The 26016-nt window shown below is 58.3% G+C and carries 20 protein-coding genes; 13 read left to right on the top strand and 7 right to left on the bottom strand.

Annotated elements, in window-relative coordinates; all coding sequences use genetic code 11:
* Positions 1–366, top strand: a 366-nt coding sequence (locus Q675_RS30185; RefSeq protein ID WP_023011410.1) for a hypothetical protein, incomplete at its 5' end; no start/stop codon positions are given.
* Positions 367–448: 82 nt separating this feature from the next.
* Positions 449–823, top strand: a complete 375-nt coding sequence (locus tag Q675_RS30180) for a nuclear transport factor 2 family protein (protein ID WP_022991387.1) — start codon at positions 449–451, stop codon at positions 821–823.
* Positions 824–863: 40 nt separating this feature from the next.
* Here Q675_RS30180 and Q675_RS30175 read toward each other — a convergent pair whose 3' ends face one another.
* Positions 864–2192, bottom strand: coding sequence for a GGDEF domain-containing protein (locus Q675_RS30175; protein WP_227499558.1), 1329 nt, complete (start codon positions 2190–2192; stop codon positions 864–866).
* Positions 2193–2240: 48 nt separating this feature from the next.
* Between Q675_RS30175 and Q675_RS30170 the strand changes: the two genes are divergently transcribed.
* Positions 2241–2648: a GFA family protein gene (locus Q675_RS30170; RefSeq protein ID WP_022991385.1), complete on the top strand. Its 408-nt coding sequence runs from the start codon at positions 2241–2243 to the stop codon at positions 2646–2648.
* Positions 2649–2859: 211 nt separating this feature from the next.
* Here the strand turns inward: Q675_RS30170 and Q675_RS30165 are convergent, their stop codons facing one another.
* Positions 2860–5463, bottom strand: coding sequence for an EAL domain-containing protein (locus Q675_RS30165; RefSeq protein ID WP_036193383.1), 2604 nt, complete (start codon positions 5461–5463; stop codon positions 2860–2862).
* Positions 5464–5617: 154 nt separating this feature from the next.
* Positions 5618–6424 carry an enoyl-CoA hydratase-related protein gene (locus Q675_RS30160; protein ID WP_011787245.1) on the bottom strand — a complete coding sequence of 269 codons (807 nt, stop codon included), beginning with the start codon at positions 6422–6424 and terminating at the stop codon, positions 5618–5620.
* A 196-nt stretch (positions 6425–6620) separates the two neighbouring features.
* Here Q675_RS30160 and betI point away from each other — a divergent pair, with 196 nt between their 5' ends.
* The 6 genes from betI (at position 6621) to ahpF (ending at position 14435) form a co-directional block, all read left to right on the top strand.
* The gene (gene betI, locus Q675_RS30155; protein WP_011787244.1) at positions 6621–7214 is read left to right on the top strand and encodes a transcriptional regulator BetI; all 594 of its coding nucleotides are present in this window, start codon (positions 6621–6623) and stop codon (positions 7212–7214) included.
* Between the two features lie 62 nt (positions 7215–7276).
* Positions 7277–8746, top strand: a complete 1470-nt coding sequence (gene betB / locus Q675_RS30150; RefSeq protein WP_011787243.1) for a betaine-aldehyde dehydrogenase — start codon at positions 7277–7279, stop codon at positions 8744–8746.
* A 27-nt stretch (positions 8747–8773) separates the two neighbouring features.
* Entirely contained in the window at positions 8774–10459 is a 1686-nt protein-coding gene (gene betA / locus Q675_RS30145) for a choline dehydrogenase (protein WP_011787242.1), read from the top strand.
* A 171-nt stretch (positions 10460–10630) separates the two neighbouring features.
* Positions 10631–11887 carry a BCCT family transporter gene (locus tag Q675_RS30140; protein ID WP_227499557.1) on the top strand — a complete coding sequence of 419 codons (1257 nt, stop codon included), beginning with the start codon at positions 10631–10633 and terminating at the stop codon, positions 11885–11887.
* 196 nt (positions 11888–12083) lie between these two features.
* Positions 12084–12647 (top strand): alkyl hydroperoxide reductase subunit C, encoded by a 564-nt coding sequence (gene ahpC, locus Q675_RS30135; RefSeq protein WP_011787240.1) that lies wholly within the window; start codon positions 12084–12086, stop codon positions 12645–12647.
* 222 nt (positions 12648–12869) lie between these two features.
* Positions 12870–14435, top strand: coding sequence for an alkyl hydroperoxide reductase subunit F (gene ahpF, locus Q675_RS30130; protein WP_023008744.1), 1566 nt, complete (start codon positions 12870–12872; stop codon positions 14433–14435).
* A gap of 80 nt (positions 14436–14515) precedes the next feature.
* Here ahpF and Q675_RS30125 read toward each other — a convergent pair whose 3' ends face one another.
* The gene (locus Q675_RS30125; RefSeq protein ID WP_023011407.1) at positions 14516–15187 is read right to left on the bottom strand and encodes a transglutaminase-like domain-containing protein; all 672 of its coding nucleotides are present in this window, start codon (positions 15185–15187) and stop codon (positions 14516–14518) included.
* Between the two features lie 189 nt (positions 15188–15376).
* On the opposite strand from Q675_RS30125, the gene Q675_RS30120 reads away from it, so the two are divergent.
* Complete coding sequence (locus tag Q675_RS30120) at positions 15377–16516, top strand: ABC transporter substrate-binding protein (RefSeq protein WP_023011406.1); 1140 nt, start codon at positions 15377–15379, stop codon at positions 16514–16516.
* A 40-nt stretch (positions 16517–16556) separates the two neighbouring features.
* Here the strand turns inward: Q675_RS30120 and Q675_RS30115 are convergent, their stop codons facing one another.
* The gene (locus Q675_RS30115; protein WP_023011405.1) at positions 16557–17588 is read right to left on the bottom strand and encodes a histone deacetylase family protein; all 1032 of its coding nucleotides are present in this window, start codon (positions 17586–17588) and stop codon (positions 16557–16559) included.
* Between the two features lie 114 nt (positions 17589–17702).
* Here Q675_RS30115 and Q675_RS30110 point away from each other — a divergent pair, with 114 nt between their 5' ends.
* Both Q675_RS30110 and Q675_RS30105 read left to right on the top strand, forming a co-directional pair.
* On the top strand, positions 17703–18275 hold the full coding sequence (locus Q675_RS30110; RefSeq protein WP_022991375.1) for a YgjV family protein: 573 nt from the start codon (positions 17703–17705) through the stop codon (positions 18273–18275).
* A gap of 78 nt (positions 18276–18353) precedes the next feature.
* Positions 18354–18644, top strand: coding sequence for an encapsulin-associated ferritin-like protein (locus tag Q675_RS30105; protein WP_023011404.1), 291 nt, complete (start codon positions 18354–18356; stop codon positions 18642–18644).
* Between the two features lie 76 nt (positions 18645–18720).
* Here the strand turns inward: Q675_RS30105 and Q675_RS30100 are convergent, their stop codons facing one another.
* Together Q675_RS30100 and Q675_RS30095 are read right to left on the bottom strand one after the other, a co-directional pair.
* Entirely contained in the window at positions 18721–21474 is a 2754-nt protein-coding gene (locus Q675_RS30100; protein WP_023011403.1) for a peroxidase family protein, read from the bottom strand.
* A 155-nt stretch (positions 21475–21629) separates the two neighbouring features.
* Entirely contained in the window at positions 21630–24209 is a 2580-nt protein-coding gene (locus Q675_RS30095) for a LuxR C-terminal-related transcriptional regulator (protein ID WP_023011402.1), read from the bottom strand.
* 280 nt (positions 24210–24489) lie between these two features.
* Here Q675_RS30095 and Q675_RS30090 point away from each other — a divergent pair, with 280 nt between their 5' ends.
* Positions 24490–26016, top strand: coding sequence for a flavin-containing monooxygenase (locus Q675_RS30090; RefSeq protein ID WP_023011401.1), 1527 nt, complete (start codon positions 24490–24492; stop codon positions 26014–26016).

Below are 26016 nucleotides of genomic sequence, written 5' to 3'. Positions count from 1 at the left end.
CATGATGGGCCGGAATATGCAAGGGAAACTCGCATGATCAATAAGGCAGTTCTAATTCTTTTATTTCTACTATCAGGATCAGCTCTCGCTGAAGGAAAACCACCTGAGCTTTGGTCATGGTTTAAAGATCTGAACAAATCCAAAGAGGCTTGTGAGATACAAAGCTCGTATGCCCTGCAAGTCCTGGGTCTGGAGAATCAGGTTGAGAATGAATATGGAATATACGGGAACGTAAAGTCGAACCGTGTTGTGGTTAAATGTATAGAAATATCGCCTAATCAAAGCAAGCTCATGGTTGCGGTTGCCGGCTACAACAGGGATTCGGTTGAGCTTGTGAGAAATAAAATTATTGATTCAATTCAGTAGGGTATAGCCTTTTCAGGGCTAGACATCGCGACGCCTGTGGCATTGAGGCTTCGCCTTCAGTTCTAAAGACAGGGATCAGTCCATGAACCAGGAAGCTTTGATAAAAGTACGAGAAAACTGGTACTCAGCGTTTTTCTCGGGTGACGTTGAGCACCTTGCTCGGGTCCAGGCAGACGGTTTCACCGTCACTACCGAGCGAGGTGTCCAGTCCAAGAAATCCCAGATCGACGCGATCTCCTCAGCCAAGCGCAATGGAAACTGGTTTCCCCAAGGCGGACAAAAACACGATACGGAGTTAACCATCCAGGACTCTGATGGCGGCGCCATAGTCACTGGTCAGGGGTACACAACTTCTGGTCAATCCCAAGGGCCGGTAGTCGCGTTCTCCGAGACCTGGGAGTGGGATGGTGCTGCTTGGCGGGTTGTCAGTCTGAGCTACAGCGCAGCCAGGAACTAAAATCAACAAGGCAGGCCGCAGCGGCCCTTACTCTTCGGGCCTATGGCTGCGCACTCAGCATCGGCCCCGATTGAACGTTCTGGCCTTCCGTTGCCAGATCGACAACGCGGTTACGTCCCTGTTTTTTGGCGGCGTACAGCGCGTTGTCCGCACGGTGCAGCACGGCACTCCACTCGCGGTCACTGGAATCGTAGTGAGCCACTCCGAAACTGGCCGAGAGCGTTAAACAGACATCATCACCAATCGTGATCTGGGTGTCTGCCGTTTTGGCTCTGAGTTTCTCCGCCACCTCTAACCCCTGCTCGGTGTCTTTACCAGGCAACAACAGAACAAATTCTTCGCCCCCGAAACGCGCCACCACGTCATGCTTTCGTATGTGCTCTTTGAGCGTATTGGCAAAGCGCCTCAATACCTCATCGCCTACATGATGGCCGTACTGATCATTCACTCTCTTAAAGTGATCCAGGTCGCACATGATAATGGCGAAAGGTGCACCTGAACGCTGCGCTCGGCTGAACTCAATGTCACAACATTCGTCGAATGCCCGCCTGTTGTAGAGCCCCGTTAAAGGATCAATTCTGGCGATTTCGGAGAGTTCATCCTGCAATTCACCGGAAGCCATCCATATCGTGCAGAAGGACGATAAAATAACCAAAAACTCTCCCGCAACAATCGCCAATGCACTAAGCCACCCGGCGTTCATGAAATCTTCAGGCGGTACGTCGTAAAACGACCGAAAAAACCGGAAAATAAAGAATGCGCTCACCAGCAAAAACATGGCGATGAGCATTTTGCCGGCCATACGGTTATGGCTTTCGCGATGTCGTAAAAATCCGGTGGCACCAATCAGGCAGGCAGCTGCAAAAACAATAGAGAAGGCCTGAATGCGCAGGTTCACATCTGGAATATGAAAGGTATAAACGTACATTAAAGCCGCCAGCACCAGCACCAGTGCGGTGCTCAGCCAGCGTTCATGGCGCAGAGAGATACCGCGAAAACGAAACAGCCCTCTGTATATCAACACTACTCCTATAATGATTGCGGTATTGGCAAGCACTATGGAAGCAAAATCGTAAATAAAATGGCGCAGGCCAAGCAGCACACAGCCGCCGCCGATCAGAAAATATCCTGCGCCCATGGTTCGGATTCCGGAGAACTTGGTATGTTCTCTGGAATAAGCAAACATACCAAGACCGAACACCAGGCTGAACAGCATTAATGTCAGGCTCAGGGTGCGAAAATCAAGCTGAATAGCCATGGGCTTTCCTGTAAAAAATGGCAGCGGCGCCTGCGCTCCACTGAGGCCCATTGTAGCGGTTAAGCCTGCGCCATGCAGCCAGTTGGTGGTGCCTTTGCCGAAGCTTTGCATGCACGCGAACACCGGTTGTTACCTCGAATACTGAAGGGAGGGAATGCGATGACGGATTATGTTGGCTCTTGCCTGTGTGGCGCCGTGAAGTTCGAGGTGCACGGAGACTTCGACAGCTTTTACCTGTGTCATTGCCGGTATTGCCAGAAGGACACCGGGTCTGCCCATGCGGCAAACCTGTTCTCCCAGTCGGCCCGGCTGGTCTGGCTGGCGGGTGAGGAGGCGGTGGCCTCCTATACGCTCCCGGGCACCCGGCACCAGAAGTGCTTTTGCCGAACCTGTGGTTCGGCTGTGCCCAACACCCATATTCCAGGTTTTCTGGTAGTGCCCGCCGGGTGTCTGGACTCGGAGCTCTCCCGGGTGCCTACCGCGCATCTTTTCACGTCGAGCCGGGCAGCCTGGGATCACGCGCTGGGCGATGTGCCGGAGTTCTCCGGTTTGCCGAAGGCGACTTGACGCAGGCTATAGTGCTGAAGGACGGCGGATGATGATCACGGTTTTGCTGAAGGGGCTGGTGGTCTGGGGCGGTATTCTGGTGCTGGCCTGGCTGGTGCTCATTTCATCGAAGATCCGGACCAGTTCAGGATAAGCCGGAATACGTGCAGTCCAATTTCGTGCGCGGCTATACCCGTACGAATGTCCGGCTGGGCAAGCGGGATGCGGCTGGTTAATCCGACCAGCTCGCGTTGCGACTTTCTTCAGGCTGCCGTTGTTTTTCCAGCCAGTCGACGGTGTCTGTCAGCGATTGCGGGCGGCACAGGCAGAAGCCTTGCAACAGGTCCGCGCCCATGGCTTTCAGGCGGGCGGCGTCCTGGCCGCTCTCCACGCCTTCGGCCACTACCTGATAGCCCAGGGTGTGGCCCATGGTGATGGCGGTCTCGACAATCACCCGGGCGCTGTCGCTGGCCTGGATGTCGTGTACCAGTGTGCGGTCGAGCTTGAGTTCCGAGGCGGGGATCTGCTTCAGGTACGACAATGACGAATAGCCGGCCCCGAAATCGTCGATGGAGATACGCAGGCCCAGGGCAGACAGTCTGCCCAGTGCCTCCAGCCCCTTCTCAGGGTCGTCCATGGCGGCCGTCTCGGTGAGTTCCACGGTGACATGGCCGGCCTCCAGTTGATGCCGCGCCAGGCTCTGGGCGAATTGTTCTTCCAGCCCCGCCGAGAGCAGATCCCGCGCCGAGACATTGATGGCCATCCCCAGGCCTGGCTGTATCTTCTGCAGGGTACGGAGATCGCTCAGGGCCTGGTCGATGACCCAGTGAGTGAGCTGCGTGATCACCCCGGTTTTCTCTGCCAGCGGAATGAAATCAATCGGAGGTACCCAGCCACGCTCCGGGTGCTGCCAGCGGATAAGGGCTTCAAAGCCGATAATCTGTCCGCTGCGGAGATCCATTTTGGGTTGATAGTGGAGTTCGGTGGTGCCGTTGGTCAGGGCTTCCTTGAGGTCCGACATCAGGGTAAGCCGGCGCTCATCGTAGATATCGTTGCTGCGTGAGTAAAAGCCGGTTTCAAAGGGGCCGTGGGGCGCCATTTCCATACCGACATGGGCGTTGCGGATCAGTTCACTGGCTTTGCGGCCGTGCTCGGGATAACTGGCGGCCCCAAATCGTGGGTGCGGTTCAATGGCCAGGTGGTCCAGCAGTACCGGCTCGGCCAGTTGTTTGAGGGCCTGGTCCAGGGGCAGGAAATTGTCGCCAGCCCGTTCCACGTCGACCAACAGGCCAAAGCTGTCGCCGGAGAGCTGGTATACCCGTTCCACACGGCCCTGTTGGTCGACACTGGTGTGTAGCATGGGGAGCTGTTTGGCCAGTGCGGACATATGCTCGGCGATGGACCGTAACAGCCGCTCACTGCGCTCCAGGCCCAGGGTGCGGTTGATGTCTTTCAGGCGGGTAATACGGGCGACGCCGACCATGTAGCGGCGCTCCGGGTGGGCCCGAAGCTCTTCATCGATCATCCATTCAAACCGGTTCCGGTTGGGCAGGCCGGTAACCGGGTCGTGGCTCATGACGTCGTTCAGGCGGTCCTGGGCTTCGCTGTGGGCTTTTTCCTGTCGCAGGCTGTCGGCCTGGGCCCGGATTTTCTGTTCCCGCTCCCGGTACAGTCGGTCGGCCAGGGCCAGCGTGAGAATGAACGCTTCCAGCCCGGAGCCAATCTGCATGGCGTATTCGGTAAAGAACGTTTCCGGAAACAGCCCCAGTGCGCGCCCGGAGGTGGCGAGCACGCCAATGGTTAATGGGGTCCAGGCAAGGGTAAAGAATATGCCGGCGCGTACGCCGGCGGCCCAGGCAATCGGGCCGGCGACCAGCAGCAGGGAAAAGAACACCAGCGCAGACACCGAAGCGAGCTGGATCCCGGTGTTGTAACTCATGAAAGGAACCGACACAAAATAGCTGATTTCAAACACCAGCATGGCAATGAGCGCCTTCCGTAACCGGGGGCTGTGCTGTCGCACCTTCAGGAATTCCATGCAGAACAGAATGGAAAACATGGCCAGGAATGGCATGGACAACATCAGTACATGGGCATGCAGGTCGGGCGCGTTGGGATAAAGGTGCTGGAATGAAAACCCGCGGATGGACGCAAAAAACGCCAGGTAGCCGAAAATGGCGAGCGCATAGAACAGGTAGAGTTTTTCCCGGAGCGTCAGGAAGACCGCCAGGTTGATCAGAATGATGACGGACAGGCAGCCGTAGTAGAAAAAATGCAGCTTCTGTTCATCAGCGACCGACTCGAAAAACTCGTGTTCGCGCCAGATGGTCAGGGGCAGCACCATGGTCCCCTGGGTGGCCACCCGAATCATCAGCGTGGCGGTCCCACCAGGCTCCAGCGCAAAGCGCAACAGGTTGTTGGGGTGGTTTACATCCCTGGGGTAAAAGGGCCGGGTATCGCCGGTTTCCAGTGTCCGTGTGACGGTGCGGCCATCCAGCAGATAAAACCGGACATCGTCCAGCTGGGAGTAGCCGAGTTCTGCCACCAGGTTGAGCCGGGTGTCGGCCGCATTTTCGACAGGGATTCGGAGCCAGTATGCGGAGGAGGTAATGCCCAGGGTGGCTTTGCCATCCGGCTGGCGGCTCCAGCGGGCGTCTGGCAGTGCCAGCACGTCCTGGAGGGAGGCGGACGCATCAGGATCTTCCCAGTACTGGAACTGGCTGTCAATGGGTTGTTCGGCGCTGATGACAACGGTTGGCGAATTGGCATAGGCGGCTTGGCTGCACAGAACGAGCAGTGTAACCAGGACCGTGCGACATGCGTGTTGCAGGTTCACCAAAAGCCGACCTCGCTAGCCAACTCTGACATTGTTTATTGTTATGTCTACCCCGTCAGTCTAGCAATGCTGGGCCGCGAGGGAAGCCCACGTGCGGTTTTAATGTAGCAAAATGTGTCATATTGCTAAGTAATTGATGCGTCTTGCGGTTTTACTACTTCTTCCGGCTAAGCGCCTCCAGCATGCGGTTCACGGCTTCCAGGTGCTCCGGCTCATTGTGGCTCATGCCCTGGAAGCAGGCGCAGATATCCAGGAAATCCCGCAGTTCCGTGCGTTGGGCCATTTTCATCAGGCGCTTGGTCAGCCGGGTGGCCTTGGCGGGCTGCTGGGCGATACTGCGGGCAAGTGTCATGGCCGCGTCCATTAGCTGATCGGCAGGCACCACGTCCATCACGATACCAAGCTGTTTGGCTTCGTTGGCGTCGATCACGCGGCCGGTAAGCGTCAGCTCAAACGCTTTCTGGTAGCCGATCAGGCGTTGAAGGAACCAGGCCCCGCCGTCACCGGGAATGATGCCCAGGTTCAGGAAGGTTTCGCCAAACTTCGCGTTGTCTGCGGCCAGGCGAAGATCCGCCATGTTGGCCAGATCAAATCCTGCGCCGATGGCCGGGCCGTTCACCGCCGCAATCACCGGCACTTCCACGGCGTCCAGTGCCAGGGGGATGCGCTGGATGCCCTTTCGGTAGCGCTCGGCGCATTCCGCCGGGTCGCCTGCGAAGTCCCCGCCCCGTTCCGCCATATCGCGAATATTACCCCCGGCACTGAAGGCCGAGCCTGCACCGGTGATCACCAGCACGGATACCTCCTCGCAGCTGTTCACCCACTCGGCGGTGGCAACAATATCGTCGATCAGATGGGAGCCGGTGAGCGCGTTGCGCAGGTCGTGGCGGTTCATGGTGAGCGTGGCCACTCGGTTTTCCAGAGTCAGCAGGGCATCGGTGAGTTGGGGCAGGGTACTCATAGTGGCTCCTTGTTGTTCGCGGTTGTCCCGATTGTGTCCTGACTGGCCGGCGGTTACCAGCAACCTTTGGTGGAAGACGCATCCAGTGTAATGAGGTGATGTGGTGGTTTTCTGATCAAATTTGAAATCCCTGTCACGTTTCTGTAGCCTTTAATTTAATTGAACGTTCAATTAATAAAGATTGGATGGAAAGCCCATGCCGAAAGTCGGAATGAAAGACACCCGCCGCCAGCAACTGATCGACGCCACCATGGAGTCCATCGCTGAACTGGGGATGCAGAACACCACGATCGTGAGCATCAGCAAGCGGGCGGGAATGTCGTCCGGCATCATCAGCCACTATTTCGGGGGCAAGCAGGGGCTGATTGAGGCCGCCTTGCGCTACCTGCTGGACCAGTTAGGCAAGGAGCTGCGGGAGCGCATGGCGAAAACTGATCGCTCCCCGGCTCAGCGGCTGGACTGCATCATCGAGTCCAACTTTTCCGAGTTCCAGCGTTCGGCGCTGGCGGCGAAAACCTGGCTCAGCTTCTGGGCCCGCTCGATGCACGAGCCAGGGCTGAAGCGTTTGCAGCAGATCAACAACGCCCGGCTGTACAGCAACCTGCGTTATTCCTTCGCGCAGGTGCTGCCGCAGGCCGAGGCGACAGCCGCGGCCCGGCAAACGGCGGCGATGATCGACGGGTTCTGGTTGCGCAGCGCCCTGAGCCTGGACCCGGCCGAGAGCTTTGAAGCCGGCGAGCGGCTGTGCAAGCAGTTTGTCCACGAGACACTGGCCCGGGCTGGCGTCTGAGCCAATTTGAATTCCATGGCCCACAAGGCCTGAAGACACCGAACAGAGGTTACCAACGCGCTATGTCTGCATCTCTTCCTGTGGTTCAGAATTTTGTCCACGGCCGGTTTCTGGCCAACAGCACCGGCGAGACCTTCCCGGTGGTGAATCCGGCCACGGGCCAGGTGATCTATGAAGTGGAAGTGGCGGATGAGTCTGTGCAACAGGCCGCCATCGAGAGCGCCCGCGCCGGTTTTGCCCAGTGGGCCGCCACACCGGCCATTGAGCGCAGCCGTATTCTGCTGAAAGCGGTGGCCTTGCTCCGCGAGCGCAACGACGAGCTGGCGGCAGTGGAAGTGCGTGACACCGGTAAACCTTGGCAGGAAGCGGAAGCTGTGGATGTGGTGACCGGCGCCGATGCCATTGAGTTCTTTGCCGGCCTGGCGCCGTCCATCGAAGGTAACCAGCAGGATCTGGGTGGCGATTTCTACTACACCCGCCGGGAGCCGCTGGGCATCTGCGCCGGTATCGGCGCCTGGAACTATCCGATCCAGATCGCCTGCTGGAAGTCGGCCCCGGCCCTGGCCTGCGGCAACGCCATGATCTTCAAGCCATCCGAAGAAACCCCCATGGGCGCAGTGAAGCTGGCGGAAATCTTTATCGAAGCCGGTGTGCCGGCGGGCGTGTTCAACGTGGTGCAGGGCGCTGCCGAAGTGGGCCAGTGGCTGACCCATCACCCGGAGATTGCCAAGGTGTCGTTCACCGGCGAGGTGGGCACCGGCAAGAAGGTGATGGCCGCCGCCGCGTCGTCGCTGAAAGACGTGACCATGGAACTGGGTGGCAAGTCGCCGCTGATCATTTTCGACGACGCGGACCTGGAGAACGCCATCTCCGCCGCCATGGTGGGTAATTTCTACACCCAGGGCGAGATCTGCACCAACGGTACCCGGGTGTTTGTGCACGAGGACCTCTACCCGCGCTTTATCGAGCGCCTGCTGGAGCGCACACGCAAGAACATCAAGGCCGGTGACCCGATGAACCCGGACACCAACTTCGGCGCGCTGATCTCCAAAAAGCATCAGGAACTGGTGTTGGGTTACATCAGCAAAGGGCTGGCCGAAGGCGCCACGCTCAGCCACGGCGGACGGGCCTTTGAGCCGGAGGATTCTCAGGGCGGCTATTTCGTGGAACCGACCATTTTCACCGACTGCACCGACGACATGACCATCGTGAAGGAAGAGATCTTCGGGCCGGTGATGTCTGTGCTCACCTTCCGCGACGAAGACGAGGTGATTGCCCGTGCCAACAATACCGATACCGGACTTGCCGCGGGTGTGTTCACCAATGATATCCGCCGGGCACACCGGGTGATTCACCAGATCCAGGCCGGCATCTGCTGGATCAACAGCTACGGTGCCTCCCCGGCGGAAATGCCGGTGGGTGGCTACAAACTCTCCGGTATCGGTCGTGAGAACGGGCGCGAGACCATTGCGCACTACACCCGGATCAAGTCGGTGTATGTGGGCATGGAAGACATCGACGCCCCGTTTTAACCCTGCAGGCCACAGAGGAGAACGCGTATGAAAGAAAACCAATACGACTACATCATTGTGGGTGCGGGCTCAGCCGGTTGTGTGCTGGCTAACCGTCTGACCGAGGACAGTGAAAACCGGGTGCTGCTGCTGGAAACCGGTGGCAGTGACAAGAGCATCTTCATCCAGATGCCCACCGCGCTATCCATTCCCATGAACACCAAAAAGTACGCCTGGCAGTTCGAGACCGAGCCGGAGCCGTATCTGGACAATCGCCGCATGCATTGCCCCCGGGGCAAGGTGCTGGGTGGTTCGTCATCCATCAATGGCATGGTGTATGTCCGTGGCCATGCCCGGGATTTCGACGAGTGGCAGTCTGAAGGTGCCGACGGCTGGAACTACCGTAACGTGCTGCCCTATTTCAAGAAGGCGGAAACCTGGGCCTTCGGCGGCGATGCCTACCGGGGGAATTCCGGCCCCCTGGGTGTGAACAACGGCAATAACATGCGCAACCCGCTGTATACAGCGTTCATCCGGGCCGGCGTCGATGCCGGTTATCTGGAGACCGATGATTACAACGGTGCCCGCCAGGAAGGTTTTGGCGCCATGCACATGACCGTGAAGAACGGTCGCCGCTGGTCCACCGCCAACGCCTACCTTCGCCCGGCCATGGCGCGGCCGAATCTGACGGTGGTCACCCATGCCCTGGTGCATAAGGTCCTTCTGGAGGGCAAAACCGCCACCGGCGTGCGCTATGAGCAGGGCGGCCAGGTGCATGAGGCCAAAGCCGCCAAGGAAGTGATTCTGTCGGCCGGTTCTATTGGCTCGCCACATTTGTTGCAGCTTTCGGGTATTGGCAAGCGCGAAGTGCTGGAGCAGGCCGGTATTGAGGTGAAGCATGAGCTGCCGGGCGTGGGTGAGAACCTGCAGGATCACCTGGAGTTCTACTTCCAGTTCCGCTGCCAGAAGCCGGTCTCCCTGAATGGCAAACTGGACTGGTGGAACAAGCTCAAGATCGGGGTGCGCTGGATTCTGCGCAAGGATGGCCTGGGGGCCACCAACCATTTCGAGTCCTGTGGTTTTATCCGCTCCAAGGCCGGCGTTGAATGGCCGGACCTGCAATACCATTTCCTGCCGGCGGCCATGCGCTACGACGGCCGCGAAGCCTTTGATGGCGACGGTTTCCAGCTCCACATTGGTCATAACAAGCCGAAGAGCCGGGGTTTTGTGCATGTGCAGTCTGCCGACCCCAAACAGGCCCCGCGCATCCGTTTCAACTACCTGGAACACGAGGCCGACCGCGAAGGCTTCCGCGACTGCGTGCGCCTGACCCGGGAGATCATCAACCAGCCGGCCATGGACGAGTACCGCGGAGCAGAAATCCAGCCCGGTGTGGATGTGCAGAGCGATGAGCAGATCGATGCCTTCGTGCGCCAGGCGGTGGAGAGCGCTTATCACCCGTCCTGTTCCTGCAAGATGGGCACTGATGCGCTGGCGGTGGTAGACCCGGAAACCCGCGTGCGCGGTATCCAGAATCTGCGGGTGGTGGATTCGTCCATCTTCCCGACCATACCCAATGGCAACCTGAACGCGCCCACCATCATGGTGGCCGAGCGGGCAGCCGACCTTATCCGGGGCAGGGAGCCCCTGCAACCTTCGGACGCGCCGGTCTTCATGGATGACCAATGGCAGGCGCGCCAACGTCCGGGACAAGCGAAACGGTCGCTGGCCTAGCGACCGCAGTCCCGGCCCGGGTACGCAAGGTGCCCGGGTAGCAAGCCCTCAGGATTTCCCTATCAGCGCGACGGCATCCCGCCGTTTTCGGGCGACTGATAGGCAAGTCCTGGGTTTGTGTCCGATTCGAAAGAAGCAGCGCTTACAAAGTAGAGGAGGAACACCCATGCTGTGCACTACAATGACAAGGAACAACCGGAGGGAGATCGCATGACACTCTGGTTATCCACAGGCCTGATCTTTACCTTCGCCGCCATCGCCCTGATTCTGTATCGGTGGTGGAACATGCAGTGCATCGGCGTTACGCCGGTTCGCACGCTGACCTTCATTGCCATCCTGTTCACCTCCGGTCTGGATGTGGGGCTGATCATGTTCCCGCTTACCGAGTTCGGTGGTTACGGCAATGTCTCTGAAAACCCGGAATACGCCTTTGCCAACCCGCTGGCCATTGAGTTCGGGTTCTGGGCCTTCCTGATCTGGGGCTTCTATTTCCTGACCTGCTTCTACTTTGCCATCATTGAGCCGCGGGTGAAGTTCTTCGAGATTCCGATGGTGAAGCTGGTCAACAACGTGGTGATTATCGGCACCTGCGCGTTCACCGCTTACCTGCTGCTGGTGAATCTGCCCTGGTATCTGCCGCAACTGGGCGATGGTGAATCGGTGGTGCCGGCGTTCTACCTCATCGTGTTCCTGTCCATTGCGCTGGCTGTGTATTCCAGCTCCAAGGTCAAATACATCCGTATTCTGAGTGTTGGTTCCAGTGTGCTGTTCATTACCCTGATTGCGGGTATGTGGTTCCGGGCATTTGTTATGGGTAAAGGCTCGCCGGCAGATTTCTTTGGCACCGCCGGCATGCTCGGTGAGTACTTTGCCAACATCCATCACTTTGTCCTGCCCATCAACGACTACCACGAGTTTTATCTGTTCTGGTGGTTTGCCTGGAGCATCATGATTGGTCAGTTCACCGCGCGTTTCGTGAGTGGTATCAAAACCTGGCAGCTGCTGATTGCCATGCTGGTTGTGCCGTCCGTTGCCATTGGCGTGTGGTTCAGCGTGCTCTATTACTATCACGCGGAGGGGCTGAAGATTGCCGCCTTCACCAACATCGCCATGATCTCGGTGGGCGTGTTGATGGTCATCAACTCCCTGGATTCCCTGATCCGGCTCTACACCGATAACCTGAACCTCACGGCGCAACGCCTGGGGCGGGTGAATTATGTGCTCTTCAACCTGGTGGCCATGGTCGGGCTGACCATGTTGTTCAAGCTGGATTTCCTGCGGATTCAGTGGGTGGGTGCGCTGGTGATTGCACTCTACTTTGGTTGCTTTGGTTATATACTGCTCAGGAAACGTTCAGAGGTGGCTGCCATCCAAACGTCACCAAAAGAAAATATTCTGGACTTCCGCAAGATTGAACTTGCAGGTTAAGGCCCCATATCAATGGCAGGTGGCTGAAGGCCCGGAAGGCTTTTGGCCGCCATGTTTAGCCGAAGTTGATGGCTGTATATAGGCTATGCCTATGCTGAGATTGGAAATAATCAATTTTCACTCAGATGGTCAAACCCGTATCTTGTGCATCGTTTCCAAACCATCAGTTAAATGAACCGACAGGAGTTATTCTGAGATGGGTATCGTTAACAGCGAAATCAAACCGTTCAACGCCACCGCATTCAAGCAGGGCGAGTTCGTAGAAATTTCTGAAGCCGACGTTAAAGGCAAGTGGGCCATCTTCTTCTTCTACCCGGCCGACTTCACCTTCGTGTGTCCGACCGAGCTGGGCGACGTGGCTGACAAGTACGAAGAGCTGCAGAAGCTGGGCGTAGAAGTGTTCTCTGTATCTACTGATACTCACTTCACCCACAAAGCATGGCACGACACTTCCGAGACCATCGGCAAGATCAACTACTACATGGTTGGCGACCAGACTGGCACCATCACCAACAACTTCGGTGTTATGCGTGAAGGCCAGGGCCTGGCAGACCGCGCCACCTTCCTGATCGATCCGGACGGTATCATCCAGGCTGTTGAAATCACTGCCGAAGGCATCGGCCGTGACGCAGACGACCTGCTGCGCAAGGTTAAAGCTGCCCAGTACGTTCGCAACCATCCTGGCGAAGTTTGCCCGGCCAAGTGGAAAGAAGGCGAAGAAACTCTGGCTCCGTCTCTGGACCTGGTTGGCAAGATCTAAGTTTCCCCGATTCGGTGAAACTTACAGAAAGGCCCGCACTGCGGGCCTTTTTTGTATCTATCAATCGTTACGACTGAATTTTATAGGTATGGCCTATCAGAAGGTTTGGGTCAATCAATTTGAGCAACGAACCGTCTGGCCGTATCTTAATCATAACTTCAGATAACGATTCATTATTGAATTCAGAAACTTAGTTTCACGACATAAAGGGGAATACCAAACATGTTGGATGCCAATATCAAAGGACAGTTGAAGGCCTATATGGAAAAGCTGCAGCAGCCGATTGAGCTGGTGGCAGCCTATGACGACAGCAAGAAGTCCGAGGAGCTCAAGCAGCTGCTGGAAGAAATCGAGCCGATGTCCGAGAAGATCAGCCTGCGGACCGAGGAATCGACTGAGGTGCGTCGTCCGTCCTTCGCCATCAATCGTGTAGGCACCGACATTGGCGTTCGCTTTGCCGGTATTCCCATGGGCCACGAATTTACTTCGCTGGTGCTGGCCCTGCTGCAGGTGGGTGGCCATCCATCCAAGGCGTCTCAGGAAGTGATCCAGCAGGTTCAGGAGCTGGAAGGTGAGTTCGAGTTTGAAACCTACTTCTCGCTGTCCTGCCAGAACTGCCCGGACGTGGTTCAGGCGCTGAACCTGATGAGCGTGCTGAACCCGAACATCAAGCACACCTCCATTGACGGTGCCCTGTTCCAAGACGAAGTTGAGCAGCGTGAAGTGATGGCGGTACCCAGTGTTTACCTGAATGGCCAGCCCTGGGGCCAGGGCCGGATGACGCTCGAAGAGATTGCGGCCAGGCTGGACACCAACTCGGCGGAAAAAGAAGCTCGTAAGATCAACCAGAAAGATGCGTTTGACGTTCTGGTGATCGGTGGTGGCCCGGCAGGTTCTGCTGCTGCTATCTATGCCGCACGAAAGGGCATTTCGACCGGTATCGCGGCTGAGCGTTTTGGTGGCCAGGTGGCCGACACCATGGGCATCGAAAACCTGATTTCCGTGCCTTATACCGAAGGCCCGAAACTGGTGGCGGCCATGGAGCAGCACGTCAACGAATACGACGTCGACATCATGAACATGCAGCGTGCCGAGAAGCTGATTCCGGCCGAGCAGACCGGTGGCCTGCACGAAGTGCGCCTGGCAAACGGCGGCTCTCTGAAAGCTCGCACGGTGATTCTGTCCACCGGCGCCCGCTGGCGCCAGATGGGTGTGCCGGGTGAGGAAGAGTATCGCAACAAGGGCGTGGCCTACTGCCCGCACTGCGACGGCCCGCTGTTCAAAGGCAAGCGCGTGGCGGTGATTGGCGGTGGTAACTCCGGCGTGGAAGCGGCCATCGACCTGGCAGGTATTGTCGGCCACGTGACGCTGATCGAGTTTGGCGAGCAGATGCGTGCCGATGAAGTGCTGCAGAAGAAACTGCGCAGCCTGAACAACGTGAAGATTATTACCTCTGGCCAGACCACGGAAGTGGTAGGTACCGATGGGAAGGTCAGCGGCCTGAACTACACCGACCGTACCACCGGTGAGTCGCATCACGTTGAGCTGGAAGGCGTGTTTGTTCAGATCGGCCTGGTGCCGAACACCGAGTGGCTGAAAGGCGACATCGAACTGAGCCAGCACGGCGAGATCATCGTAAATGACCGTAACGAGACCTCGATCCCGGGTGTGTTCGCGGCGGGTGATGCCACCACCGTGCCCTACAAGCAGATCGTGATCTCTATGGGTGAGGGTTCCAAGGCTGCCCTGAGCGCCTTCGATTTCCTGATCCGTAACTCTGCTGAGTAAGTTGTTCACACAAGCTTGAATTCAGGCTGACCCCTGAAACCGGCGCCCACGGGAAGTGGGCTGCCGGTTTTTTTATGGCTTCAGGAACGGTCCGAGATGTCCTGTTCCAGGCTGCCCGTCATGGTTTGGGGCTGGCCATCCGCTTCAAACAGGTGGCCATAGGCCCGGCGAACGCCGTCAACGATGAAATCGAAGGGCACATCGTCGAATACGCCGTGATCGTTGATGTATTCCATATGCGCCTGGCCGTCTTCCGTGAATTCCTGGAAGACCGAGTCGTTCACCCCATCAAACGGCAGGGGCTCCACCTTCATCAGCTCGCATAACTGTCGGTTGAAGGCCGGTGTGGCCTTCACCCAGCGACCATTGAGATACAGCTCGATAAAGCCGTGCATGCGGAAAATGTCGGAACGCAGCCACTCAATCAGCTTCGGGCTGGACAGATGGTTACGTACATCCGCCAGGCCCAGCCGGCTGGGAATGCCGATGGTGCGGGCAGCAGCACCCAGGAGCACGGCTTTGGGGATGCAGTAGGTTTCGCCCGATTCCAGCGCGTAACTGGCTGAGAGCGTGCGTGGCTCGGTTCTGAACACGTAGGGGTTGTACTGGATGCTGTCGCGCACCGCCAGATACAGCGCCTTGATCTGTTCCACAGGATTTTCCGGTATGCCAGTGAGTTGCTGCCGGACCCAGGCGTCGACGGCGGGATGGTCGTAGTCGAAGAAGGGGGTGGCTCTCAGGTAGTTTTCCATTCCGGGCATCCAGGGTTTGCGCATGGTCGGCTGATGATCTCCCGATTAGCAAGCTACGGGCAATGGCATTTTCCGCCATTCGTGATGATCATATGCACCGGATTTGGTTACCGGATGGGGCGATTCACTTCGTATGCCGGATTGTTCGTTATACTGATCGAATAGATGTGCCGACGGTTAAGGAAATGCATGGTCTTGCGCGTAGTACTGCTGGTCAGTCTGTTGTTCTGTTCTGTTTGTCGGGTCGCCGCTGCCGACACCTCCCCGAATGTGGTTTTTCTGTCGCCGGATAATTCCCGTTTCTGGCAGATGGTCGCCGGGTTTATGACGCAGGTTGCTGAGGATCTGGAGGTTGAATTCGATGTTCAGTTCGATGAGGAGCGGCATCGACTCAGCTATCTGAGGCTGGTTCAACAGGTCCTAGACCGTGAGGATAAACCCGATTACCTGATTATCATGTGGAAGGATCAGGTAACCACTCAGATACTGGAGTACGCGCGCCAGCACAAGGTTAAGGTGTTCTCGTTCAACACCGCGGTCCCAGAGGCGGCGCGCGAGAAAGTGGGCGCCGCGCCCAGGGAAAAACTGGAGAACTGGATTGGTCATCTGGGGGTAGATAATGTCTCCGGTGGTCAAAAACTGGCCAGGCTGCTCGAACAACGGGCACTGGAACGCAGTCTGATTCAGCCCGGGCAGCCGGTGCCCATCGTTGCGCTGACAGGAACCCTGGATTCCTCTGCGGCTCGTGATCGCATTCGTGGCCTGCTCGAGGTGACGGATGGTGAAAGCGCTCAGCTGTTGCAGTCCGTTCGTGCCGACTGGAGTGAGGTGCAGGCGAGAGACAAGACGTCGGTATTGTTGAAGCGGTACCCGAACATGGCTGTGGTCTGGAGCGCCAGCGATGGCATGGCTCTTGGCGCCATTGACGCTGCCAAGCGTGCGGGCCGACATCCGGGCAAAGACCTGGTAGTGGGTGGCGTTGACTGGGAGCCGGAAGCGCTTGCGGCGATTCGCACCGGCGAGCTGCATGTCAGTCTTGGCCGGCATTTCATGGGCGGAGGCCTGGCGTTGTTGCTGGTGCACGACTACCACCGGGGATACGACTTTGCCGACAGCGGGCAATCGGCCTCACTGCATTATCAGTTTCAGGCAGCGACCGCCGACAACGTTGATGAAATCGCCCACATGCTGGCGCCGGAAAACTGGAAAGCTGTCGATTTCCGGGCATTCAGTCGTGTGTTCAATTCGCAGCTCCGAGAGGTGCCTGTGAGTGCCGACGGGTTAATGGACGGCTTTTCGGCGGCGCTGGTGAAGCAGCCCATCAGGTAGCGCACCGGAGGAAGGGGCTCCCTCCGGTCGCCAGTATTGCTCAGGATTTTCCCTCAAAGCCCTGCATGACATTGACCGCATTCACGCCAATGGCGTCCACATCGTAGCCGCCTTCCATGGTAAACACGGTGGGCAAACCCAGCTGCGCCAGGCGCTGCCCCAGGCTGAGGTAGTCGCCCGAGGCCAGCTTGAAGAACGAGATGGGGTCGTGCTCGAAGGTGTCCACGCCCAGCGCCACCACCAGGGCATCGGGCTTGAACACTTCAATGCGTTCGCAAGCGGTTTCCAGGCCCTGGCTCCAGGTGCTGTAGGGTGTGCCCGGCGGATAGACGATGTTCAGGTTGTAGCCTTCGCCGGTACCTTCTCCGAGCTCGTCTTCAAACCCGAGAAAGTGCGGGAACACCAGATCCGGGTCGCCGTGCAGGCTGATGGTGAGGACATCGGCCCGGTTATAAAAAATGGCCTGGGTGCCATTGCCGTGATGGAAATCCACGTCCAGGATAGCAACCTTGCCGTAGCCCTGGTCCCGGAACGCCTGCGCCACGATAGCTGCGTTGTTGAAGAAGCAGTAGCCGCCGAACAGGTCGGCGTGGGCGTGGTGCCCGGGTGGTCGGCACAGGGCAAAGGCAGCGCGCTCACCATCGGCCACCAGTTTCTGGGCGGTCAGGGCCACGTTGGCGGAAGCGCGGGCGGCTTCCCAGGTGCCCTCCGAGATCGAGGTTTCGGCGGCAAAGCTGTAATAGCCCAGGCGGCCATCAATGTCCTTGGGAATCCGGTGGCGCATGCCCCGGCCTGCCCAAACCGCGGGAATGGCTTCGCCGGGCTTGCCCGCAGCCAGCCAGTCCTGCCAGCAGGTCTCCAGAAAGGCCACGTAATCCGGTGTGTGCACGCGCTGGATCGGCGCCAGCCCGAATTCTTCCGGCTCCAGAATCTTGCCCAGGGCCTGGTCTTTCACCCGGGCCAGGATGGTCTCGGCCCTTGAAGGTTTTTCATGGGGTTCGATCAGCAGGCCGCCATCCAGTTCGGTGCGCACATGGCGCCGGCTGTGCAACGGGGAGAAGACGGTTTTCATAGGGCGCGAATCCTTGATATCAACGTGGGAGCACTCTGGCACAGGTTTGTGCATGGCTCAAACCCGGTAAGTGTGGCAGGCTGGGGTGCAGCATCGGGAGAGGGGATTACCGCTATGACAGAACTGGTTGCCGGGCTTACGCTCAGCCAGGGGCTGGGGCAGCTGTGTGGGTTGGTGGCCCTGGGGTTCTGTATTGCCGGTTTTGCCAACAAGAACGACGACCGCCTGCTGGTCCTGCTGATTTCGGCCAATGTGGCCTTCGCCCTGATGTTCGCGTTCTTTCAGAGCTGGACGGCGGCGGCCCTGACGGTACTGGTGATCCTGCGCATCGCCCTGGCACGCCGGTACCAGGGCAACGGGTTGATCATGGCGGCTATGCTGGTGGTCAATCTGCTGGTGGCCTGGGCAACCTGGACGTCTGCTACCGATGTGTTTCCCCTCACCGCCGCCGTTCTCGGCACTGTGGGCATGTTCATGCTCCGGGGTATTCCCCTGCGTATTGTTCTGGGGCTGGCGGCGCTGGCCTGGATGCTCAATAACCTGGTGATCGGATCCGTCGGCGGTACCCTGGCTGAGGGTATGGTGCTGGTTACCAACATCATTACCATCATCCGCCTGTACCGGCTGCAGAAACAATATCCCGGGCTTGATCTGCAGGCGCCAAGGTCGGGAGAAGAGCGCGGGTAAGTTTGTCGTCGTCGCTGGCTTTGGCTATGGTCTAAGGGTGCCAACGGGCACCTCGTAACCGCCAATCAGGAGTGATGCATGGCAAACGACAGTTATCATGAGCCGGTAGGTGAACTGACAGACGACACCCGTGATATGCACCGGGCCGTCAGTTCGCTGATGGAAGAGTTTGAAGCCGTTGACTGGTACAACCAGCGGGTGGATGCCTGCAAGGATCCGGAACTCAAAGCGATTCTTGAACACAATCGCGACGAGGAGAAAGAACACGCGGCCATGGTGCTTGAGTGGATTCGGCGGAAGGATCCGACCATGGACAAGTATCTGAGGGAGTTTTTGTTTAAGGACGGTCCTATTGGCCATCATGATTGATCGATGAAAAAGCCCCGGCTGAAGCCGGGGCAAAGTACCTCATCAATAAAGAGTGCTCTATACAGGACAGCGGGGTTTATCGGTCTTCGTAACGTTCGTGCTTGAAGAACACCCCATTGTCGCCAAACTGAGAGGCAATCATATCCGAGGTTAGCACCAGCTCACCCACCTTCCGCGCGCTGTTGCGGCGTTCCTCAGCCAGCCTGCGGTTGCGAGACGGGAAGATTGAGGTGCGGATGTCGCGGTCGGTTGCGTACACGTCGTACAGCTTGGTGCCTTCGGTCAGGGTCATCAGGCTTTCCCGGAAGTCGTGTGGTTCACTGGGGAAATGCGTTGTCAGCTCCGGATTTGGCACAAAGTACACCTGGCTGGGTGCCTTGGGATCGCTGACTGCCTCACCACGTTGGGTCACTTCGGAGAAGTCGTTCACCATCAAACGGGTAGGCTTGGTGGTAACCAGCGAGAACAGGATGGTGCTGCCCAGGGAGTCGTTCAGCTCCGGCGACACATAGTTTGATAGTTCGTTCGCGAAGAAGTTGTGGTTATCGCCTTGGCCCGACAGGGTGTACAACGCCGAGACGTTGCGTGAGGGCTGGCCATCCACGAACAGTTTCAGGGCCATGCCCGGAGCAAAGCCGCGCTCCTGCGGATCGCCGGTGACGGACAGCCGCAGCAGGCCGTGGTCAGCGCCTTCAAACAGCCCGGTGAAGCCGTGGCCGGAGGTGGCGTTGAACTGTACCCGGCCCATCACGGCCTGCGGGTGGATCGGCTTTTCATAGCCGGCCGGAGCCACGTCCGATTCCACTTTTACCTTGTCCCACAGCACCTTGCTGATCAGGCCGCCAACGTCTACGTCCTGCTGTGCCGGCAGTTCGCCTTCGTTGTACTCGGTGCGCACGGCGCCGTTTACCCACAGGTGCATCTGCTTCTGCTCGGCACTCCAGCTCTCGTATTCAGCCGGCATATTCAGGCCCCAGGGCTTGAAGGCGTTATCCATGCCAGCCAGGGCGCTGCTCAGGGCCGGGTGATGACGCTTGAGTACATCCACCATGGTGTTGTTCTCGACCCACGCCATACCTTCCGGGGTGTATACCTCAGGCGTGTAATCGGTGGTGAAGAAGCGGTCGGTCATCAGCCGGCGGGAGGCGTTCAGGATGAAGATCTGGAACGAGGTTTCACCAAAGCCGAAGCCGTCGGGGCGGGTTTCTTCCGCCAGTGAGCCTACCAGGGTATCGATTAGCTCGATGTCGTTGTTGTACAACCGCTTGAGGTTGGCCAGCAGTTCCGGATCGGAGGTCAGGTCTTCAAATTTGGTGATTTCCTTGAGGCCAATGGCCCGGCGGAACTCGTTGTAACGAGGTACACCGCGCTCGCGGTCACGCAGTACGTCGATGGCGGCCATGTCGATGTCGCCGATCAGCGGCATGGACAGGTTACGCAGGAATTCCGGGTAGTTTTCCAGGACCAGCGCACCCGGGTGGGTAATGCCGAAGGAATACCACAGGCGGTCTGCGCCCACATCGTCCAGTACCTCTTCGGCGTTGCCGTCCCGGGTATCCGGAATGGCAATACGCTCGCTCACCACGCTGGTGCCGACATCGTACACTTCGATGTCATCCCGCATTAGGGGGTGCATGCGGTACACCGACACGAATTCTTCGGTCAGGGTGTAGGGTACATCGTAGTTGTTGGGGGCACGGGAGCCCACCAGGCCGCCCAGTGCGTGGTCAATCACGCCCGGTTCCATGTTGGCGATGTCGCTGTCAATACCCAGCAGCCTGAACAGGTTGGCAATGCCAGACACGTTATTGGTCAGTTCATCCAGTGCATCCTGGAAGAATTCCCGGTTCTCGATGTCACCGCCTACGCCCCACCAGTTGGCGTACATGGCGCGCTTGAGGACCGGGTTGTCGAGGATGGCCGGGGTCCATTCCACGGTGTGGATCTTGGCCATCAGGGCCGAGTTCACCAGCCGGGCCTTGTCGTACAGCCACTGGTCGGTGGCGTTCGGGTACCGTTGCTTCAGGCGTTCGGCAATGGCGTTGTGTTCCTGGGTGAACAGGCGGTGCAGCATGCTCAGGCCGACCCACCAGTTTTCACTGAAACCGGTCACTGGCTTGCCGCTCATGAATTCGGTCGGCAGTGAGTTGTCGGAATCGACTTTCAGCTTGCCGTCGACAAAGGCTCGTACTTTGTCGCTGGTTTCCTTATCGCTGCCATACAGTTGGGAGCCGTCCCACCAGTGGGTGTTGGTGTTCTGGTAGGTGGCCGGGCGGCCGGCTTCCGCTGCCGTGCGGCTCGGGTCCGGCTGGGTGCGTTGCACGCTCATGGTACCCGAGCCCAGGGGGTCACCCGGCGGGAGCTGGAACACTATGTCGTCGCCTTCCATTCGCGGTCCGTGGTCAAACCAGTCATGCACCATGAACTGGATCCACGCTGCGGCAGCGAAGTTAACGATGGTGGCCGGCTTCATTTCCTCGCCGCGAGCCATCAGCACGTTACTGATTTCCCGGGGGTTCGGGGTCAGCAGGATGTCGTTCTCGGTCTCGGCGTAGGTAAGCGAAGGGTCTACGTTACGGCCGAAACGGGCGAAGGCGGAACCTTCCGCCGGGTTTTCCAGGATGTTACAGGTGCCGTCTTCGGTACGGGCGGTCTTGCTGCGCTCGTCACAGGTAATATCTGTGTTCAGGCGGTCCCAGTTTTCCACATCGAACATGTTGTTGTTGAGCAGTTCGGTGCGTTCTATGCCGAGAGTCAGCAGGCCACCGACGATGCCGATCGTGCCGAACTTGGTGAGTGCGGGCCAGGTGACCCACGGAGTGATACTCATGATCCCTCTCCTTGCTTCAGTTTATTGTGTTTGTTGGAGCAGGATTCAGGGTCGCGGCCCGGGCGAAAAATTGCCCCCTACCGGGGGAGGGGGTGGCGGGTTATATTCAGGCTCGATTGCGGAAGTGTGAACTGTTGGGCGCTTTCATTGTCGCTTCAAGCGTCATGCTTGCGCCGGTCCTTTGCGGGGGCCAGCAGCACGGCTTCGGTGCGGTTGGAGACCCCTAGCTTGGCGTAGATGTTTTTCAGGTGCCATTTGATGGTGGAGAGGGTGTTACCGGTCTGTTCGCTGATCTGCCGGTTGTTCAGGCCTTCGAGCAGTAATCCGTAGATGGTCTGTTCCCGGGCGGTGAGCTGGGTTGCGGGTGCGGGGTTGGCTGCCGTGCGTTCAGCCAGCAGCGTGCCGTACAGGGCAAGGTAGTTCTCGGGCAGCTCCAGCCCCTGGCCGGTGGCGGCTGACAGCAGGCTGCCAAAGCCGGGCGCCTCGTCGAACAGGTTGCGGGTCAGGTTGTGCAAGCCATAGTCGTGGATCAGGTTGTTGACGGTTTGCCGGCTGTCTTGGTCGTTGGCGTGTTCGCAAAGATGTCGATTGGTGTCGATCACCAATGCCCGGCTGACCAGTCCGGTCTCCCTGAGTTCCATCGCCAGCACCCTTAGTATGCGAGCGGCAGTCGAGGGCCGGCCAGCGGCCCGCAGCCAGTAAACCGTCGCTAGGCCCTGCCGTTCCCTCTGTTCGGTATAGCCTTGGGGCTGATCCCATTCGCCGGTTTGCAGCTTTCTGGCCAGACCGGACCTTTGCGCCAGGATTTCTGCCCGTTCACGGCCTTTTCCCAGCCAGGTCTGGCGCAGGCGCTCGGCCAGCAGGTGGCTGAGAAAGCGCTGGTTGCGCGCCGGTTCCAGTATGTGCTCCAGCTTGGCCAGGAAGTGGGTGGCTTTATCTGTCTGGCCACTGGCAAACAGGCAGCGTGCGTGGGTCAGGTAAACCGTGGCGATGACTTCAATGGCGGAGGTTTTGTTCAGCTTGGGCAGCAAGTCGTTACACAGGCTGGCGGCCTCGGCCAGGCGGTTCTGGTCATACAGGGCAACCACCATGGCGGTGCTGCGCAGAATGCGGTTGGCGCCGTGGGGTGCCATAGTGCTGTAGGCCTGTTCCACAACCCTGGTGGCCTGCCCGGGACGGCCCAGGCTGCGGTGGCACAGGGCGATGATTAGCCCGGCGTAGTCGGCCATAAAGTGATGGCCGGTCTGTTTCAGGGCTTCCTGCCCCTGTCGGGCATAGTCCAGGGCCCGTGCCGGTCGGGCGTGCTGCAAATGGTGATAGGCGGCCATGCACAGGCACAGTGGATAGATGTCATAGTGCCGGCTGTGCTGCACCAGGTCGTCGTAGTCGTCCCGGCTGATAAACCGGGTGTCGTTCTGGAAAAGCTCAAGGTACAGCGCCAGAAAGCGAACCAGCACCCGGTGGTGGTCGGCAGAAACCTCGCCAGAGTTTCGGCGACGAAAGATCTCCAGCATGGTGGCAGCCTGATCGAACCGGCCAGACAGAATCAGTGAGCAGATCAACGGTACAGCAATGGCTGTGCGCAGCAGTATTGGGTTGCCCTGCAGGCGATACTCCCAGAACAGGATGCCTGAGAAATGGCCTTCCCGGGCCCAGGCGGTAAAGGCGGCTTCCAACACATTGGCCAACAGAAGCTGTTGCCCGTTAGCTTGCGCATGCTTGAGTGCCTGATGAAGATCGCCCATTTTCAGGAAAGAGTCTGCTGCGCGACTGTGAAGCTCTGGTAATAGCTCCGGGGCTTCTCGTTCCAGTCGAGTTTGAAGAAAGCTTCTTAGCAACGGGTGAAAGCGATACCAGCCCGCTTCGTGCTCCATCGGCATTAAAAAGAGCTGCTGCCGCGCCAGCTCCTCGAGTACCACGGCACTGCCTGAATGTCGCAAGACCTGATCGCAGAGAGGGCCGTTGATCCGGTCAAACAGAGCACTTTGCAGGCACAGGCCGCGTAGGGAATCCGGAAGGCCTCGTAGAACGATATCGCCAAAATAGGCCATGACATCTGGTTGGTGGCCGGCGAAGTTCTCCAGGGCTTCTTTGCCGTTACGGCGCGCTGCCAGAAGTGCCAGTCTTAACCCGGTCACCCAGCCTTCGGTGAGCCGCAACAAGGAATCCAACGTGTTCTGAGACACTTCCGGTTGATCTAGCGCACTGCACAGCTTACGGGTTTCCGTGGCATTAAAGCGCAGATCTTCCATGGTGAGTTCGGTTAATTGCTGTTGCAGACGGAGCTGGCTCATACGTAGGTCTGGCTCGGTCCGGCTGGCCAAGAGCAGGTGCAAGTTCGCCGGTGGACTGTCGAGCAGATGGTTGAAGGTTTCGAGAATGAGCGGGTTCGCATCCAGGTATTGGAAATCATCAATGACCAGAACCACGGGTTGCTCCACGCCCGCCAGGCTGCAACTCAGAGCTTCGGCAATATCCACCGGCGCTGCATTGTTACCGGTGTCGAACGGCGTGAACGCGGAGGCATCGAACCGGGGCACAGAGGTCCGAAGGGCTTCACCCAGACGCCCGAAGAAACGGGCCTGGTCGCCATCCCGATCGGTCAATGCCAGCAGAGCAATGGCCGCCACCGGATTGGTGGCCAGCCATTGTCGGATCAGTGTGGTTTTGCCATAGCCGGCCGGGGCAGTGATCAGGGTGAGCCGACCGGACAGGCCGCCTTGCAGTTTCTGCAAGAGCGGTGATCGCTCAAGAGTTGACGGCAGACTGTTGGCCGTAAGGGGTTCTATCAACATTGGGTTGTTTTTGTTGTTGCATCGGCCTGTGGCCGGTCAGGGTCGAAGCTAAAGCATAGTATGAAGTTGGGTTGTCGACCTTTGATCAATTCACATTGTCGGATATCAATTATGACCCTATGTACCGTTTAGCGGAGCTTGTGAGGCCAATTGCATTGTTAGATTGCGGGCGTAACGTGAGAGTTATTCAATAATAAAGACGAACCGGAGAGGTCTCCGCATGAGCCAGCAACACTACGATGTATTGATCATTGGCGCCGGAGTATCCGGCATTGGCATGGCCTGTCACCTGAAACGGGAATGCCCCGGCAAGCGTTTCGCCATACTGGAGCGCCGCCAGTCCCTTGGTGGCACCTGGGATCTGTTCCGTTACCCGGGTATCCGCTCGGATTCCGACATGTTCACCTTTGGTTATAACTTCCGGCCCTGGACCGGCGGCAAGGTGCTGGCCGATGGCGCGTCGATCAAAAACTACGTGGCGGAAACCGCGAAAGAGAACGATGTCGAGCGCCACATTCGTTACGGCGTGGCCGTGAAGACTGCGGACTGGTCCAGCACCGACAAATGCTGGACTCTGACCGCTGAGAACGAGCAGACCGGCGATCAGGAAACCTACACCGCCAGCTTTTTGGTGGGCTGCACCGGTTACTACAATTATGACCAGGGCTACAAACCGGATTTCCCGGGCGAAGCGGACTTCAAGGGGCAGATCGTCCATCCCCAGCACTGGCCGGAGAATCTGGATTACTCGGGCAAGAAGGTGGTGGTGATTGGCAGCGGTGCCACGGCAATTACCCTGGTGCCCACTATGGCAGAGAAGGCCGCACACGTTACCATGCTGCAGCGTTCGCCTACCTATCTGATGCCGTTGCCGTCAACCGATAAAGTCACCCTGGCGCTGCAGAAAGTGCTGCCGGAAAAGACGGCCTACCGGTTAACCCGTGCCCGCAACATTTCGATTTCCCGGCTGCTCTATGAGCGTTCGCGCAAGAGCCCGAAAGCCATGCGCCGGCTCTTTCTGTCGGTGATCAAACGGCAGCTCAAAGGCAAGGCCGACATGCGTCACTTCAGCCCGGACTACAACCCCTGGGACCAGCGCCTGTGCGTGGTGAAAGATGGCGACCTGTTTGAGGCCATTAAAGCCGGCACCGCCTCCATCAAGACCGATCATATCGAACGCTTCACCAAAACCGGCATTCGCCTGAAGTCCGGTGAAGAGCTGGAAGCCGACATCATCATTCCGGCTACCGGCCTGGACATCCAGATGCTGGGCGGCATCACGCCCCGGGTGGATGGCCAGGAGGTGGCGCTCAAGGACAAGGTGATCTACAAGAATGTGATGGTGGAAGGCGTACCCAACGCGGGCATGATCTTTGGCTACACCAACATTTCCTGGACCCTGAAAGCCGATATTGCCAGTGAGTACCTGTGCCGGCTGATCAATCACATGGATCGTAACGGCCATCAGGTGGCCGTGGCACGAGATACCGAGAACAGTAAAGGAGACGATACCATTCTCGGTTCCCTCGACGCGGGTTACATCAAGCGGGCAGAAGACCGGTTGCCGCGTCAGGGCACCCACGGCCCGTGGAAAGCCTCCCAGAACTATCTGCAGGATGTGAAGATCCTGCGTTTCGATCCCATTGAAGACGGCTATCTTGAATTTGATGGCCAACCCAGTCGCGCGAGCGAAGGCCGTTCATCCGGTTTCCTTCGCCCGCTTCGCTCGGCGCTGTTCGGGGCCTGA

Source organism: Marinobacter sp. EN3 (genome assembly GCF_000475315.1).
In the GTDB taxonomy this organism is placed as follows: Bacteria; Pseudomonadota; Gammaproteobacteria; order Pseudomonadales; family Oleiphilaceae; genus Marinobacter; species Marinobacter nauticus.
This window is presented reverse-complemented; position numbering and strand designations above follow the sequence as displayed.

Bases quoted from the DNA above. Each gene is read 5' to 3' on its own strand.
- betB (WP_011787243.1), top strand. From the start codon at position 7,277: ATGTCTGCATCTCTTCCTGTGGTTCAGAATTTTGTCCACGGCCGGTTT.
- Q675_RS30110 (WP_022991375.1), top strand. From the start codon at position 17,703: ATGACAGAACTGGTTGCCGGGCTTACGCTCAGCCAGGGGCTGGGGCAG.
- Q675_RS30100 (WP_023011403.1), bottom strand. From the start codon at position 21,474: ATGAGTATCACTCCGTGGGTCACCTGGCCCGCACTCACCAAGTTCGGC.
- Q675_RS30170 (WP_022991385.1), top strand. From the start codon at position 2,241: ATGACGGATTATGTTGGCTCTTGCCTGTGTGGCGCCGTGAAGTTCGAG.
- Q675_RS30180 (WP_022991387.1), top strand. From the start codon at position 449: ATGAACCAGGAAGCTTTGATAAAAGTACGAGAAAACTGGTACTCAGCG.
- ahpC (WP_011787240.1), top strand. From the start codon at position 12,084: ATGGGTATCGTTAACAGCGAAATCAAACCGTTCAACGCCACCGCATTC.
- ahpF (WP_023008744.1), top strand. From the start codon at position 12,870: ATGTTGGATGCCAATATCAAAGGACAGTTGAAGGCCTATATGGAAAAG.
- Q675_RS30105 (WP_023011404.1), top strand. From the start codon at position 18,354: ATGGCAAACGACAGTTATCATGAGCCGGTAGGTGAACTGACAGACGAC.
- Q675_RS30160 (WP_011787245.1), bottom strand. From the start codon at position 6,424: ATGAGTACCCTGCCCCAACTCACCGATGCCCTGCTGACTCTGGAAAAC.
- betI (WP_011787244.1), top strand. From the start codon at position 6,621: ATGCCGAAAGTCGGAATGAAAGACACCCGCCGCCAGCAACTGATCGAC.
- betA (WP_011787242.1), top strand. From the start codon at position 8,774: ATGAAAGAAAACCAATACGACTACATCATTGTGGGTGCGGGCTCAGCC.
- Q675_RS30175 (WP_227499558.1), bottom strand. From the start codon at position 2,192: ATGCAAAGCTTCGGCAAAGGCACCACCAACTGGCTGCATGGCGCAGGC.
- Q675_RS30125 (WP_023011407.1), bottom strand. From the start codon at position 15,187: ATGGAAAACTACCTGAGAGCCACCCCCTTCTTCGACTACGACCATCCC.
- Q675_RS30115 (WP_023011405.1), bottom strand. From the start codon at position 17,588: ATGAAAACCGTCTTCTCCCCGTTGCACAGCCGGCGCCATGTGCGCACC.
- Q675_RS30090 (WP_023011401.1), top strand. From the start codon at position 24,490: ATGAGCCAGCAACACTACGATGTATTGATCATTGGCGCCGGAGTATCC.
- Q675_RS30120 (WP_023011406.1), top strand. From the start codon at position 15,377: ATGGTCTTGCGCGTAGTACTGCTGGTCAGTCTGTTGTTCTGTTCTGTT.